Here is a 14,819-nt window from a genome sequence, read left to right as displayed (position 1 = left end):
GCTGCAAGCGATACGCGGCTAGGCGGCTCCGGCCGTGCCCTTGTCGGCAAGATTGCGCACCAGCACCAGTGATTCACCCTGCACCACCACGCGCCCGTCCGCGCCCGTGACCACGCTGGCCAGGTTGACCAGGTCCTTGCCGGCGCGCAGCCGCACGATGCGCACGCGCGCCGTCAGCGGCTCATCCAGCCGCGCGGCCGAGGCCAGCCGCAGCGATTGCTTCATCCAGCCCGTGCCACGCCCCGGCAACCGGGTGCCGAGCAGGTCCGAGAACATGCCGGCCAGCAGCGGCAGCGGCACCACCGGGCCGTCAAACCCGCGCGCGCGGGCAAAGCCCGGATCGGCGTGGTACGGGTTGGCATCGCCGCTCAGGGTGATGTATTCGTCCAGGTCCGCCGCCGTGAAGGCCCGGCTCGCACTGGCTTCCTGCCCGGGGCGCAGGCGGTACAGGCCGGCATCCCCCGCCTCCGGCGCCTGGCCCGCCTCGGCAGGCGGCGGGTCCAGTCCGGCAAGACCGGCATCCGGCAGCCACAGCGACTCGCCCACGGCCGTGACGCGCGGCGCCTCGCCCGGCTCGCCCGCACTGCCCACGGTGGTGCCGTAGGCCACCAGCCCCGCTGGCGCCGCCTGCGGCGCCAGCGCGACCTGCACCGCATCGCCAACGAAGGCAGGCGTCGGGAACATCAGCGTCTGCCCGACCGGCAACGCCGGTCCGGGCAGTTGCCGCCAGGTATGGGCGCACAGCAGCGAAAACAGGAACATGCCGTGCGCCACGGTGGCACCGAAATGCGTGCCACGGGCAAAGGCCGGATCGCAGTGGATCGGGTTGTCGTCGCGCGACAAGGCGGCAAAGCGGTCAAAATCGCGCTGCGACAGCACGGGCGGCAGGGCGTGGTTCATCAGTCTGGTACCTGTACGGTGTTGGCGTTGATGGAAATCACGTTGCCGGCCGCCGGGGTGGCGGCGATCGGCGGCACGTTGGACAGCAGCAGCGCCGGCGCCGGGGTGTTGAAGGTGCCGCCACGCGGCGTGGTCCGCACCACTTGCGACGGCGGCAGCGCCTTGCCCGCGGTGAGGTTGTCGTAGACCGCGTCCAGCGCCCGGTTCAGGTAGACGTGCAGTGGCACATAGCGGTTGCTGTACCCCGCCACCAGTCCGATGAAGGCATCGAAGTGCTGGGCATTCTCGACCTCGACATACGACAGCTTGCTGTTGACGCCCTCCTGCTGCCGGTTCAGGCCAAGGTAAGGGCGCGAGGTATGGTTGACCGGCAGCAGCCCGTCGCTGCGCCCGTGCACGATCACCGCAGGCTTGCCGCGCAGGTTGCCGTTGCGCAGCGCCAGCGCCTGGCCGGCCTGCAACGCACGCGCGGTGGCGTCGGCGCCGGTCAGCAGGCTGCGCAGGCAGTTGGCGCCGTCGAAGTTGAGGTCGGCGCGACCGGTCGAGCCGGAAATCGATGCCAGGTTCAGGAACGGCCCATTCTGCGGGTCGCGGTCATTGATCAGCTGGACCGGCGCCTGCGGCGGCACGCCGTTGCCGGTGGCGTACATCGACGCCAGCGCGGCGGGCGCGATTGCCGCAGGCTTCAGGTCGGTCAGTGTGCTGGCAAAGCTGTAGCCGCACAGCCGGTCGGTGACGCTTGCCTGGGCATAGGCGTTGGCGTAGGTGACCGAGATCGCGGCGGCCACGTCGAACGCGGCCAGGGACGGGTGCAGGTCGTCCGATTCCGCTTCCCAGCCCGCGGCATGCAGCGCCTGCAGGGCGCTGGCGCTCTGCTCGTCCGTGTTCGCGCCGCTCACCAGGCCCTTGTCCGCCAGCGTCTGGCAGCGGTTGGCGAAGATCGATGCCATGCTGGGGTTGGTGTAGAACGGTGCCTGGGTCAGCGCGGTGGACCGCGAGGCGCAGTGCTGCAGCAGGTTGGCCGTGGTGGTGTAGTCGTACAGCGTGCGGCCCGAGGCCGCCACCGGCGTTGCGCCACGCTGCACCACGATGCCGGTATTGGGCGGCATATTGAGGTTGGGCTCGCCTACCGCCACGCCGTCGATAAGCCCGTCGGCATCCTGCTCGGCCGCCGCCACCGCGGCACCGCCGCCGTTGGAAACGCTGGACGCGATCACCACGATCTTGCCCTTGTCCAGGGTGCGCTGGCGGGTGCCGTTGGCCGACACCGCGCCAAAACGGTCATTGATCGCCCAGATCGCAAACTGCACCGCCTGCAGCGTGAACTTGCCCCAGTCCTTCTCCGGGTTGCGCTGCGAATGCGCGTGCTTGAACGCCAGCCGGTGCGGGTTGGCAGCGGTGAAGTCGGCCAGCGAGGTAGCCCCCGCCGGCGCGGCAAACTGCGCATTCTTGCCCGCCGCCGCGCGCGCGGCGCGGGTGCCGTCGATCAGCGGCACGGTGTCGGTATCGAGGTCATGCGGCGCGGCGCCGGTGCCCTTGTCGGTGTAGGCCACTGCGCAGCCGCGCTTCAGGCCCCATTCGCCGGTGGCAATGGCGCCATAGACGCCGCGCGAACCGGACGAAGTGGCCGTGATCACGCACGGCTTCGACGTGTTGAACGTGGCGGGGATCTGCACCAGCATGGTCACGTTCTGCTGGCCCGAACCGTCGTCCGAATAGGCCAGGTACTCCACCCCGGCCACCTTGCCGTCCGATCCGGTGACATTGCCCTGCGCATCGACGTTGGGGCCGAAGAGCGAACCGTAGCCGCCGCTGGCGGTGGTATCGACAATGGCGCGATAGTTGGTATAGATCGCGTAGCGCCGCAGCTCGGCCGCCGTTGGCGCGGCGGGATTGGCCGGCAGCGGCGCCGTGGCGCTGGCCAGGCCGTCCTTGCCCAGGCCCGCGGTGAGCAGGTCGTCGGTGGTGCCGTTGTAGCTGTTGATGGCGACCGTGCCGATATTCGCCGGCCTGGTATTGGGGTTGCTGCCGTTGCCGTTGTTATCGTCGCCCGAACCGCAGGCGGCGGCCAGCATCGATGCGGCGACCGCGAGCACGGTGCGCCCGAGGCGGCGTTGCCGCTGCGGCGGGAATTTCGTGGAATGCATGTCAACCTCCTCCTGTCGCGACCGGGTAGCCGGCGCGGTCGAGTTATTCTCAGATCGAGGACTGCGGAGACTGCGGAGACTACGGAAACTGCGGGTTACGGCGGTAATCCATGCAAACGGCAACGGCTGGCGCGGCCACGCGCTTCAGGCTGAGAACGTTGTGCGCAGCTTGTGCTTCTCGACCTTGCCGGACGGCGTGCGCGGCAGCGCATCAAGAAAGCGCACATGGCGCGGCACCTTGTAGCCGGCCAGCTGCGCCTTGCAGTGGGCAATCACGGCGTCGGCGTCCAGCGTGGCGCCAGGGCGCAGCACCACCAGTGCCATGCCGACCTCGCCCCAGCGTGCATCCGGCGTGCCGATCACCGCGGCCTCGGCCACGCCCGGCAGCTGGAACAGCACGTTCTCGACCTCGGCCGGATAGACGTTTTCGCCGCCCGAGATAAACATGTCCTTGGCCCGGTCGACGATGTAGTAGTCGCCGTCCTCGTCGCGATAGGCGATATCGCCGGAATGCAGCCAGCCGTCGCGGATCGCCAGCGCGGTGGCCTCGGGCAGGTTCCAGTACCCCGGGGTCACGCCAGGGCCCTTGATCAGCAGCTCGCCGCGCTCGCCCGGGCCTGCGTCCACGCCCAGCGGGTCGACGATGCGGGTCAGCATTGACCCCACCGGCTTGCCGATGGTGCCGATCTTGCGGCGCGCGGTGTCCTCGTCGCAGACAAAGACCGTGGGGCCGGTCTCGGTCATGCCGAAGCCGAAGCAGATGGTCACGCCCTTGGCCAGGTAGGCCTCCAGCAGCGGCCCGGGTACCGGCGAGCCCCCCGCGGACATATTGCGCACGCCGGCGAAGTCCGCCTGCGCGAAGCGCGGGTGCTGGCTCAGGAACAGGTACACCGCCGGCACCGCGAAGAACATGGTGATACCCTCGCCGCTGGCGCGGTCAAGCTTGCCCAGCACCACCTGCGGATCGAACTGGCGCATGATGTGCACCGTGCCGCCCGCGTGCAGCACCGGGTTGGCATAGAGGTTCAGTCCGCCGGTATGAAAGAACGGCAGCACGCTGAGGAACACGTCGTCGCGCGTGATCTTGTTGGCCAGCATCGCGTTGACGGCATTGAAGAAGACCATGCCGTAGGTCTGGATCACGCCCTTGGGCTTGCCGGTGGTGCCGGAGGTATAGAGCAGGTGCCAGACCTCGGACTCGTCGCGGCAAGGCATCTCGATGATGCGGCCGGAGGCGGCGTCGAGCACCGCCTCGTATTCGGTCCAGCCGCCGGGCACGTCGGCGGCCTCGTCGTCGGCCAGATGCAGCACCGCGCGCAGCGGCACGGCGCGTGCCAGTTCGGCCGCCACCGCCAGGAAGCCATCACCGGCGACCAGCACCTCGGGCGTGCAGTCCTGCAGGATCGGCAGCAGCTCCGCTGCCGGCAGGCGCCAGTTCAGGCACACCATCACCATCCCGGCCTTGGCGCAGCCGTACAGCATCTCGAAGTAGTCCGAGCTGTTGTGCGCCAGCACCGCCACGCGCGTGCCCGGCGCAAGGCGCAGGTGGTCGCGCAGGTATTCGGCGAAGCGGCTGGCGCGTTCGTCGAAGTCGCGATAGGTCACGTGGCGGCCGCTCTCCACGTCCACCAGCGCGGTCTTGTCGGGGAATTGTTGCGCGTTCTTGTGCAGCCAGTCGATGACGTACATGGGCCAGTCTCCGCTACTCAGGTTGCCACGTCCTGCACGGGCCCGGTGCCGCGCAGCCGTCCCACCACGCCCTGCGGGAAGTAGTAGACGCTCAGGATGAACAACAGGCCCAGCCATAGCAGCCAGCGGTCCGGATGCAGCAGCGACGACAGCAGCGGCAGCGCGGCCGTGGCGTCGCTGGCCAGCTTCATCACGTCCTGCAGGTAGGTCTGCGCCACCAGAAACAGCACCGTGCCGATCACCGCGCCGTAGATCGTGCCCATGCCGCCGATCACCACGATCAGCAGGATGTCGACCATGATCTCGAACGACAGCGAGGTATCGGGCCCGTTGTAGCGCAGCCAGATCGCCATCAGCACGCCCGCCAGCGTGGCGAACATCGCCGACAGCACCGTCGACACGGTGCGGTACACCACGGTGCGGTAGCCGATCGCCTCGGCGCGGAAGTCGTTTTCGCGGATCGCCTGCAGCACCCGGCCAAAGGGCGAGTTGACGATGCGCAGCAGCACCAGAAACAACGCCAGCGCGCCGGCGAATACCAGGTAGTAGCTCAGCAGCTTGCCGTTCAGCGGCACCCCCAGCCACTCGGCGTCGCCCAGCGTAAAGCCGGGGCGCAGCACCTCAGGCACCTTGAAGGTCAGCCCGTCTTCGCCGCCGGTCCATTCCGACAGCTGCGACACCAGCGTGGCAAAGGCGGTCGCCACCGCCAGTGTGATCATGGCGAAGAAGATCGCCCGCACCCGCAGCGAGAACAGCCCGATCAGGAAGGCCAGCAGCGCCGACACCGCCAGCGCACCGGCGGTGCCCACCAGCAATGCTCCCCAGCCAGGCTCCATGCTCGACATGGCGATGGCCACCCCATAGCCGCCAATGCCGAAGAACATGGTGTGGGCAAAGGAAACAATGCCCGTGTAGCCCAAGAGCAGGTCATAGCTGGCCACCAGCACCACGAAGATGCAGATCTTGGCCGCCATATTGAGCGCACGCGCGCCGGGGAAGGCAAACGGCGCGCACGCCAGCGCCACCAGGATCAGCAGCAGGATCACGGTCAGCACGCGGCTGCGCGGCAGGTCGCCGGAAAGTAGTCGGATCATGGTCGTTGCCCTCAGCGCCGTGCCACCGGGAACAGGCCCTGTGGGCGCCACAGCAGCACCAGCATCATCAGCAGGATGTTGGAGAACAGAGCCACCTTCGGGAACAGGAAGCCGGTGTAGTTGGCCATCAGCCCGACCAGCAGCGCCCCGACAAAGCAACCGGTGGTCGAACCCAGCCCGCCGATGATGATCACAATAAAGATCAGCACATTCACCTGCGCGCCAATCGCCGCGGTGATGTTCTGCTGGTACAAGCCCCACAGCACCCCGCCCAGCCCGGCCAGCGCCGCGCCCGCGACGAACACGCCGACAAACAGGCGCCGCACGCGGTAGCCAAGGGCCTCGACCATCTCGCGGTTCTCCACGCCGGCGCGGATCAGCAGGCCGATGCGGGTGCGGTTAAGCAGCAACAGCATGGCGACAAAGATCACCAGCCCCAGCGCCATCGCGATCAGCCGGTATTTCTCGATCGCCGCGTCGCCCAGCAGCACCGCGCCGCGGAAGGTGGTGGGCAACTGCAGCGCGATGGTCTCCGGGCCCCAGATGGCCTTGATCAGCTGCTCGGCCACGATCATGCCGCCCATCGTGATCAGGATCTGCTTCAGGTGCTGGCCATAGACCGGGCGCACCACCACGCGCTCGAAGAACAGCCCGACCGCGCCCGCGGCCACCATGGCCGCCGCGATCGCCAGCGCGAACACGGCCAGGTTCTGTGTCAGGCTGTCCGCCTCCACCCAGCCCGCCATCGGCAGCAGCACCGATGCTGCCACGTAGGCACCCAGCGCGATGAACGCGCCATGGCCGAAGTTGAGCACGTCCATCAGGCCGAAAACGAGCGTCAGGCCGGACGAGACGACAAAGATGATCATGCCCATGGCAAGCCCGGCAATCGTCAGCGTCAGCCAGGTCGACGGGCTGCCGACCAGCGGATACGCCAGCAGCATCAGCAGCGGCGCCAGCGCCAGCGGGGTCCAGTCAAGCCGGACCCTGGGCAGCTCCGACGGCGCGGCGGCCGGCAAAGTCGTTGAAGTGGTCATGTGTCTTGTCCCGCGTTACTGGTGCGCCGCCAGCGACAACCCCAGCAGCTTCTGCTGCAGCGCGTCGTCCCCGGCCAGCGCCCCCATCGCCCCGGTATGCACCGTGCGCCCGTCGTCCATCACCGCCACCGTATCCCCTACCGACTTCGCCATATGGAAGTTCTGCTCCACCAGCAGGATCGACACCTCGGTCTGCTTCAGCTCGCGGAACACATGGATCATGTTCTGGATGATGGCCGGCGCCAGGCCCTTGGTGGGCTCGTCGACAATCAGCAGCTGGCGCGGCTCGATGATGGCGCGCGCCACCGACAGCATCTGCTTCTGCCCGCCCGACAGCACCCCGGCGCGCTGGTGCCAGAAGGTCTTCAGCGCCGGGAACATGCGGAACACCCAGTCCAGCCGGCGTTCGTCGATGGCGCCGGTGCGGGCGGCCAGGCGCATGTTCTCGGCCACGGTCAGGTCCGAGAACACGCTCATGTTCTCCGGCACATAGGCAATGCCGGCCTGCGCGATGGCGGGGGTGCTGCGGCGCGTGATATCGGTGCCGTCAAAGGTCACCGTGCCGGCGCTGGCCCGCCACAGGCCCATGATGGTGCGCAGCGTGGTGGTCTTGCCGGCGCCGTTGCGCCCCAGCAGCATGGTCACACCGCCGCGCGGCACCGCGAAGCTCACGCCGTGCAGGATGTGGTACGGGCCGATATGGGTCTGCACGCCCTGCAGGCGCAGGATCGGTTCCGTCGCTGTTGCCTCAGCCATGGCTGCCCTCCTCGTCCGGCATGCCCAGGTAGGCCTGCTGGACCACCGGCGAGGCAATCACCTCGGCGGGGTCGCCGTCGGCCACCAGCGTGCCGTTGTGCAGCACGATGATGCGGTCGGCCAGCGAGCGCACCACGTCCATCTTGTGTTCGACCAGCAGCACCGTCTTGCTGCGGTCCTGGCGGATCTCGCGGATCAGGTCCAGGATCACCGGCACCTCGTCCACGCTCATGCCCGCGGTAGGCTCGTCGAACATGAACACGCGCGGCTGCAGCGCCAGCAGGATGCCGACCTCCAGCTTGCGCTGGTCGCCGTGCGGCAGCGACGCTACCGTCAGGTGGCGCTTGCCGGCCAGCGCCACGCGCTCCAGGATCACCATGGCCTGCGCCTGCACGTCGCGGTGGCTGGACCACATCGAGAACAGGTCGATGCCGCGCTGCTGGCGCGCCTGCACTGCCAGCCGCACGTTCTCCAGCACCGACAGCTGCGGGAACAGGCTGGTCAGCTGGAAGGCCCGGCCGATGCCGCGCCGGGTCTTCTGCGATACCGGCAGCCGCGTCACATCCTCGCCGTCCAGCAGGATCTGCCCGGCCGTGGGCGGCAGCTGCCCCGAGACTAGGTTGAAGTACGTGGTCTTGCCGGCGCCGTTGGGGCCGACGATGCAGGTCAGCTCGCCGGGCCGGAACGCGCACGACACCGCATTGACGGCCACGTGGCCGCCAAAGCGGATGGTCAGGCCGCGCGTTTCCAGCAGCGGCCGCGCGCCGGAGGCGGCGGCACTGGCGTGCTGGCCGGCCCGCTGCGACGCAGCCGGCGCGGCCCTGGCGAAGGAGGCTGGCGCGTCCATCAGCGGTGGTTGCGCACGGGCACGTTCATCTCTTCGGGCTTGATCTCGCGCACGAGCTCAGGCACGCCCCAGGCGAAGGCCGGATCCACTTTGATCCTGAAGTGGTACATCGACTGCATGGCCTGGTGGTCTTCCTTGCGGAAGGTCATCTTGCCCTTGGGCGTGTCGAACGACATGCCTTCCATGGCCGTGATCAGCTTCTCGGTGCCGGTGTCGCCGCCGGTCTTCTTCAGCGCCTCCACCAGCGCAATGCCAGCGGCCATGCCGCCGGCGGTGAAGAAGTCGGGCGGCGTCTTGAACTTGCTGTAGTGGTTGGACACCAGCCACTCATTGGCCTTGTTCTTGGGAATGCCGAAGTAGTAGTACGTGGCCCCTTCCATGCCCGGGAAGTTCTTGTAGCTGGCCATCGCCGGCAGGATGTTGCCGCCAGTGGCGATCTCGATGCCGTAGCGCTTGGGATCGAGGTCGGCAATCTTGAACGGATTGCCGGCGCCGGCCCAATGATGAAGATCACCTTGCGGCCGGGCTTGTCCTTGAGCGAATCGAAGAGCCGCTGCGCACCGGCGGTAAAGTCCGTGGTGTTGGTCGGCAGGTATTCCTCATGCACGATCCTGGCGTTCTTCAGCGCGCCCTTGAAGGCCTTGACGCCGTCGCGGCCGAAGGCGTAGTCCTGCGCCAGCGTGGCGATCTGCACGCCCGGCTTGTCCAGCGCCACCGCGTTGGAAATTGCGTCCTGCGACGAATTGCGGCCGGTGCGGAAGATATAGCGGTTCCACTTGTCGCCGGTGATGGAGTCAGCCACCGCGGGCTCGACCAGCAGCACCTTCTTGTATTCCTCGGCCACCGGCAGCATGGCCAGCGCGGTGCCGGAAGACGTGGGGCCGACGGCGATATCGGCACGGTCGTCGCTGTAGGCGGCGGCCAGCTGCGCCTTGGCCACGTCCGGCTTGCCCTGGGTGTCTTTCTCGATCACCACCAGCTTGTTGCCGTTGACGGCCATGGTGCCGCTGGTGGCGTACTCCAGGCCCATCATCAGGCCGGTCTGGGTCTGCTTGGCATAGGCCTCGAGCGCGCCGGTCTTGTCATAGACGTGCGCGATGCGGATGTCCTTGGCCTGCGCGGCGCCAGCGGCGAGCAGACCGGCGGCCACGACCAGGGCACGTACGGCGGGTGGGTTGCGTTGCATTGCTGTCTCCTGTTTTCAGTTTCGTTTGTGTTGGTCTTACTGAAACCTGCTGCAACTGCTTGGGAATGCTAGACGGCCTGTTCTCGCGCGCGTTCCGCCAGGAAGCGCCGGATGCCTTCGGCAGTCTCGGTGCTGGCGATCTGTGCGACAAAGGCCGCGCGCTCGCGCTCAAGCCCGGCCGCCAGGGTGTGGGGGTCCCAGCGCAACAGCGCGCGCGTGCGGGCGACGCTGCCCGGCACCTTGCGCGTCACGCCGCGCGCCAGCGTCACGGCCTCGGCTTCGGCCAAACCCGGTGCGGCCAGCGCGGTCGCCAGCCCGAGCGCCGCCGCCTCCGGCGCGGTAACGATCGTATTGTTCAGCTGCCACGCGCGCGCCCGCGGCGTGCCGATCAGCTGCGGCAGCATCGCGGTCCAGCCGCCGTCGGGGCTGAAGCCCACGACTGTGTAATACGGTGCGATGCGCGCATCCCGCGCCAGCACCGCCATGTCGCACGCCAGCACCAGGCCAAGCGAGCCGCCTGTCAGCCAGCCCTCCACCGCGGCCACCACCGGGCAGCGCAGCGCCGCCAGGCGCAGGATCGAACGGTTCAGCACGGCCAGCAGCCGGTCGGCGTAGCTGGCTATCGCGTCACCCTGCGCGGCAAATGCCGCGACATCGCCGCCGGTGGAGAAATTCCTTCCGGCATGCGTCAGCACCACGGCATGGATCGCGGCGTCGGCGTCGATCTCGTCCAGCGCGGCCAGCAGCGCTTCCAGCAACTCTGGCACCAGGCTGTTGTGCCGCCGCGGCCGGTTCAGGCGCACCAGCGCCACGCCATCGGCGCGCTCCCACTGCACCAGGGGCTCAGCGTAGGCGCTCATCGCGGCTGCAGGCCGTGCGCAATCAGGTCGAAGGCGGTATCGACCACCTTCTCCATCGAAGGCGGGCGCTTCCAGCGCGAGTAGCGCATGCCCAGGAAGTTGCTGATGCCGATCAGGCACCAGGCGCGCACCTCGGCATCGCCGGGCACGATCTCGCCCTGCTCTTCGGCGCGGGTCAGGCGCCGGCTGTAGAGCTCGGCAAATACCTGGAAGTAGCTGCTGTAGATGGTCTCGTCCACCGAGTACGAATCCAGCACGATGCGGTACAGGTTCTTGTGGCGCGAAACGAAAGAGAGAAACGCCTTCAGGCCCAGGCGCTCGGCGTCCATCTGGGTTTCGGCGGCGGCGACGTGCTTGCGCAGGTGCGCGCGCACCAGGTCCAGCATATGCGCGACCAGCGCGCGGAAGATGTCTTCCTTGTCCTTGAAATACAGGTAGAAGGTGCCCATCGCGACCTTGGCTTCCTGCGTGATCTCGGAGATCGATGCGGCGTAGTAGCCTTTCTCGCCGAACACCTTCTCCGCGGCGCGCAGCAGCGCTTCGCGGGTCTTCTGCCCGCGCGCGGTCTTGGGCGGGCAGATGCCGCCGGCCGGGCCGGTGGCGTCGGCTGCGTCAGTCTCGCCAGTCTGGATGGGGGACATCTTGTCTCCGGTGGCGCTGCGCGCCTTGTCATTGGAATGCCAGCCGCTTCATGTGCTGCCGACGGCGGCAGGCGCCTCCTCCGCCCCTGCCGTCGCCCTGAATCGACACTCAGGCAAAACCTGATATCTGATTCATGTTTCATCGTATAAATTGAGCACGGTGGATGTCAATAGAGGGGCACCCTCACCCGGTGGCATTCAGGCCGCTTCCCTTTACCCTCCTGCCAGGAGAAACCCGCCGTTGGACGCTCCCGATTCGGCGCCTGCCAGCCCTGCTGCCCCGGAATTCGCCTGCCATCAGGCGCACGGCGATTTGCCTGGCTGGCGTGAAACCGGCCAGGGACGGCCGCTGCTGTTGCTGCATGGCTGGTCCGTCAATGGCGAAGCCTTTTACGGCCAGCGCGCGCTGGCGCTGGCGGGATTCCGCGTGATCGCGCCCGACCATGCCGGCCATGGCCTGTCGCGGCTGCGCGACGGCACCACGATCGCGGCGCTGGCGCGGGACGTGGCCGCACTGGTCGCGCACCTTGGGCTGACCGATGTCGTGGTGGCGGGCTGGTCGATGGGGGCGATGGTGGCATGGGCGCTGCTGCGCGACCACCCGGCGCTGCCCCTGTCGGCGGTCGGCAGCATCGACATGACGCCCAGGCTGGTCACGGGCCCGGACTGGCCGCATGGGCTGCACGGACACTACGACGTGGCGCAGGCCGCGCAGATGGCGGCGCGCATCCGGGCCGACTGGGCGCGGCTGGCGCCGTCAGTCGCATTGGGATTGTGGGCCGTGGGACGGCGTCCGGAAGGTGCGGCAATGCAGCGCATCGCGCACATGGCGGACCAGTGCGACGCGGCAGCCCTGGCCGCGTTGTGGGAAGACATGGCGCGGCAGGATTTCCGCGACGCCCTGCGCCTGGCCCGCCTGCCCTTGTTCCACCTGTATGGCGAGGCCAGCCGGCTTTATGCGCCGTCAGTCGGCATAGCGACCCACGCCCTGCACCCGGCCGCAGGGTTCAGCGTGGTCGCCGGCACCGGCCATAGCCCGCATATGGAGCAGGCGCCGGCCTTCAATGCCGCGCTGCTGGCCCTGGTCCGGCAGGCGGGATCAGGCCAGCAAGCGGTAGGTCCAGAGCCCGAACGCGGTCAGCAGCAATGAGCCGCCCAGGTGCAGCAGCAAGTGCATCGCCGCCCAGCCGTAGTCGCCGGCAAGCAGGTTCGCCAGCACCTCGCTGGAAAAGGTCGAGAACGTGGTCAGGCCGCCCAGGAAGCCGGTGATGGCCAGCAGGCGCCATTCCGGCGGCAGGCTGGCGTGCGTATCGAAGAAGCCGACCGCCAGGCCGATCAGGTAGCCGCCCAGCAGGTTGGCCGCCAGCGTGCCGTAGGGAAGCGCGGGATTGATCGCATTCCACAGCACCGCAAAGCCCCAGCGCAGCCAGGCACCCGCCGCGGCGCCCACGCCCACGGCGACAAAGCCGAGCGGCCCCATCAGGGCTGGCTCCCGTCGGCATCCGCCTCGGGCTGCGCATCGTCCCCGCTGGCATTGAACGACGTGATCCCCCAGCGCTTGAGCGCGGATTCGTCGGTCACGCGGGCATCGACCCAGCGCGCGCCGTCCGGGGTGTCTTCCTTCTTCCAGAACGGCGCTTCGGACTTGAGGTAGTCCATGATGAACTCGCACGCGGCAAAGGCGTTGCCGCGGTGGGCCGATGCCACCGCGACCAGCACGATCTGGTCCAGCGGCTGCAGCGGGCCCACGCGGTGGATGATGGTCACCCCCAGCAGCGCCCAGCGTGCGCACGCGGCCGCCTCGATCTGCGCCAGCGCCTTCTCGGTCATGCCCGGATAGTGCTCCAGCTCCATCGCGCTGACCGCGCTGCCGTCGCTGACGTCGCGCACGGTGCCGATAAAGCTGGCGACCGCGCCGACCGCCGGATTGCCGGCACGCAGCGCCGCGACTTCCGCGCCGAGATCGAAATCCTCACGCTGCACCCTGACGCTCATCTCAGCCTCCGGTCACTGGCGGGAAAAACGCGACTTCGCAGCCATCGGCAACGGCCGTATCGGCGCGCGCCACCGCATGGTCGACGGCCATGCGCAGCGCGCGGCCTTCGGCCAGGGTCTCGGCCCAGGCGCCGCCGCGCTGGCGCAGCCACTGGCGCAGCTCGCCCACGGTGCGCACCTGCGCCGGCACCTCGGCGCGCTCTTCGGTCACACCCAGCTGCTCGCGCACGCTGGCAAAGAATCGGAGTTCGATGATCATCACAGCTTCTGTGTCCAGGTAATACGGGCCGGCTATGCGAGCAGGCCGTCAAACGGAATGAACTGCACGGTATCGCCGCGCGCGATCGCCTGGTTGGGCGGATTGTCGATCAGGCCGTCGCCCCAGACGGTGGAGGTCAGCACGCCCGAGCTCTGGTTGGGGAACAAATCCAGGCCACCCCCGGCATTGATGCGCGCGCGCAGGAACTCATTGCGGCGGTCGCCCTTGTTCAGTTCGAAATCCGCGCGCAGCGGCAGGCGCCGCGGCGTCACGTCGGCCACGCCCTGCAGGCGCAGGATGAACGGGCGCACGAACAGCAGGAAGGTCACGAAGCTGGACACCGGGTTGCCCGGCAAACCCAGGAAGAACGCCGGCTCGCCACCCTTGTCGACCTGCCCGAACGCCAGCGGCTTGCCCGGCTTGATCGCGATCTGCCACATGTCGAGCCGTCCTTCGGCCTCGACCGCGGGCTTGATATGGTCTTCCTCGCCGACCGAGACCCCGCCCGAGGTAATGATCAGGTCATGGCCCTGCGCCGCGCGGCGCAGCGTCTCGCGCGTGGCAGCCAGCGTATCGGGCACGATGCCGAAGTCGCTCACCTCGCAGCCCAGGTTTTCCAGCAGGCCGCGCAGCGTGAATCGGTTGGAGTTGTAGATGGCGCCCGGCCTGAGCGGCTCGCCCGGCATCGCCAGCTCATCGCCGGTAAAGAACACGGCCACGCGCACGCGCCGTACCACATCCAGCTTCGCCTGCCCGACCGATGCGGCCAGCCCCAGCGCCTGCGGCGTCAGCCGCGTGCCGGGCGGAAGGATCACGCTGCCGGCCTCGATATCCTCGCCCGCGCGCCGAACCCATTCGCCGGCTTGCGGCACATGGTTGACGATCACGTCCTCGCCCTCGGCGGCGCATTGTTCCTGCATCACCACGGCATCGGCACCAGGCGGGATCAGCCCGCCGGTGAAGATGCGCGCGGCGGTGCCGGCTTCCAGCGCCGTGCCGACATGGCCGGCGGGAATCCGTTGCGACACGCGCAGACGCGTGCCGGCAGCGGGCACATCGGCGGCGCGCATGGCATAGCCATCCATCGAGGTATTGTCGGCCGGCGGCACGCGCAGCGAACTGGTCACGGGCGCGGACAGCACGCGGCCGTTGGCGTCGAGCGTATCGACCGACTCCACCTGCGCCAGCGGTCGGGCGGCGCCGAGCAGCGCGTCGAGCGCCTGGGCCATGGTCAGCATCGGGGGGCGGGAAGGTGCTGCGGCTTGGGTCATGGTGCGATGTGGGAAAGGGTTGGCCCATGAAAAACGGCCCGCGCATTGCCGCCGCGCAGCATGCTGGCGGCAGGCAATCCGGGGGCCGAAGATCGGGCCCGCAGCCTGATTGTAGCGAGTTGGCGCGGGCCCGGCAT

Annotated in this window: 14 protein-coding genes and 1 pseudogene; 1 reads left to right on the top strand and 14 read right to left on the bottom strand. The window is 68.4% G+C overall.

The window, feature by feature from the left end; genetic code table 11:
• Positions 1 to 18 precede the first annotated feature (18 nt).
• The 10 genes and pseudogenes from ACZ5MJ_RS06620 to ACZ5MJ_RS06575 form a co-directional block, all read right to left on the bottom strand.
• Positions 19 to 900, bottom strand: a complete 882-nt coding sequence (locus ACZ5MJ_RS06620; RefSeq protein WP_464223034.1) for a MaoC/PaaZ C-terminal domain-containing protein — start codon at positions 898 to 900, stop codon at positions 19 to 21.
• Positions 900 to 3,047, bottom strand: coding sequence for a D-(-)-3-hydroxybutyrate oligomer hydrolase (locus ACZ5MJ_RS06615; protein ID WP_464223033.1), 2,148 nt, complete (start codon positions 3,045 to 3,047; stop codon positions 900 to 902). The genes ACZ5MJ_RS06620 and ACZ5MJ_RS06615 overlap by 1 nt, the downstream gene beginning before the upstream one ends.
• A 144-nt stretch (positions 3,048 to 3,191) precedes the next feature.
• Positions 3,192 to 4,736 (bottom strand): acyl-CoA synthetase, encoded by a 1,545-nt coding sequence (locus ACZ5MJ_RS06610; RefSeq protein WP_464223032.1) that lies wholly within the window; start codon positions 4,734 to 4,736, stop codon positions 3,192 to 3,194.
• Between the two features lie 17 nt (positions 4,737 to 4,753).
• Complete coding sequence (locus ACZ5MJ_RS06605) at positions 4,754 to 5,830, bottom strand: branched-chain amino acid ABC transporter permease (RefSeq protein WP_464223031.1); 1,077 nt, start codon at positions 5,828 to 5,830, stop codon at positions 4,754 to 4,756.
• An 11-nt stretch (positions 5,831 to 5,841) separates the two neighbouring features.
• The gene (locus ACZ5MJ_RS06600) at positions 5,842 to 6,867 is read right to left on the bottom strand and encodes a branched-chain amino acid ABC transporter permease (protein ID WP_464223030.1); all 1,026 of its coding nucleotides are present in this window, start codon (positions 6,865 to 6,867) and stop codon (positions 5,842 to 5,844) included.
• Positions 6,868 to 6,882: 15 nt separating this feature from the next.
• Entirely contained in the window at positions 6,883 to 7,623 is a 741-nt protein-coding gene (locus tag ACZ5MJ_RS06595) for an ABC transporter ATP-binding protein (RefSeq protein WP_464223029.1), read from the bottom strand.
• Entirely contained in the window at positions 7,616 to 8,377 is a 762-nt protein-coding gene (locus ACZ5MJ_RS06590; RefSeq protein ID WP_464223668.1) for an ABC transporter ATP-binding protein, read from the bottom strand. The genes ACZ5MJ_RS06595 and ACZ5MJ_RS06590 overlap by 8 nt, the downstream gene beginning before the upstream one ends.
• A 92-nt stretch (positions 8,378 to 8,469) precedes the next feature.
• Positions 8,470 to 9,656 (bottom strand): annotated as a pseudogene (locus ACZ5MJ_RS06585) (substrate-binding domain-containing protein).
• Between the two features lie 68 nt (positions 9,657 to 9,724).
• Positions 9,725 to 10,516, bottom strand: a complete 792-nt coding sequence (locus tag ACZ5MJ_RS06580) for an enoyl-CoA hydratase/isomerase family protein (RefSeq protein WP_464223028.1) — start codon at positions 10,514 to 10,516, stop codon at positions 9,725 to 9,727.
• Positions 10,513 to 11,157, bottom strand: coding sequence for a TetR/AcrR family transcriptional regulator (locus ACZ5MJ_RS06575; protein WP_464223027.1), 645 nt, complete (start codon positions 11,155 to 11,157; stop codon positions 10,513 to 10,515). The genes ACZ5MJ_RS06580 and ACZ5MJ_RS06575 overlap by 4 nt, the downstream gene beginning before the upstream one ends.
• Before the next feature lie 241 nt (positions 11,158 to 11,398).
• On the opposite strand from ACZ5MJ_RS06575, the gene ACZ5MJ_RS06570 reads away from it, so the two are divergent.
• Positions 11,399 to 12,307, top strand: coding sequence for an alpha/beta fold hydrolase (locus tag ACZ5MJ_RS06570; protein ID WP_464223026.1), 909 nt, complete (start codon positions 11,399 to 11,401; stop codon positions 12,305 to 12,307).
• On the opposite strand, the gene crcB is transcribed toward ACZ5MJ_RS06570, so the two are convergent.
• Genes crcB through ACZ5MJ_RS06550 form a run of 4 tightly spaced genes read right to left on the bottom strand, consistent with a single transcriptional unit; the run spans position 12,257 to position 14,682 of the window.
• Positions 12,257 to 12,637, bottom strand: a complete 381-nt coding sequence (gene crcB, locus ACZ5MJ_RS06565) for a fluoride efflux transporter CrcB (protein ID WP_464223025.1) — start codon at positions 12,635 to 12,637, stop codon at positions 12,257 to 12,259. The two genes, ACZ5MJ_RS06570 and crcB, sit on opposite strands and share 51 nt — an antisense overlap.
• Positions 12,637 to 13,152: a molybdopterin synthase catalytic subunit MoaE gene (moaE, locus tag ACZ5MJ_RS06560; RefSeq protein WP_464223024.1), complete on the bottom strand. Its 516-nt coding sequence runs from the start codon at positions 13,150 to 13,152 to the stop codon at positions 12,637 to 12,639. The genes crcB and moaE overlap by 1 nt, the downstream gene beginning before the upstream one ends.
• Position 13,153: 1 nt before the next feature.
• Positions 13,154 to 13,411 (bottom strand): molybdopterin converting factor subunit 1, encoded by a 258-nt coding sequence (gene moaD / locus ACZ5MJ_RS06555; protein ID WP_464223023.1) that lies wholly within the window; start codon positions 13,409 to 13,411, stop codon positions 13,154 to 13,156.
• 32 nt (positions 13,412 to 13,443) lie between these two features.
• Positions 13,444 to 14,682 carry a molybdopterin molybdotransferase MoeA gene (locus tag ACZ5MJ_RS06550; protein ID WP_464223022.1) on the bottom strand — a complete coding sequence of 413 codons (1,239 nt, stop codon included), beginning with the start codon at positions 14,680 to 14,682 and terminating at the stop codon, positions 13,444 to 13,446.
• Positions 14,683 to 14,819: the final 137 nt, after the last annotated feature.

This window comes from Cupriavidus sp. LA-1 (assembly GCF_055385985.1).
This window is presented reverse-complemented; position numbering and strand designations above follow the sequence as displayed.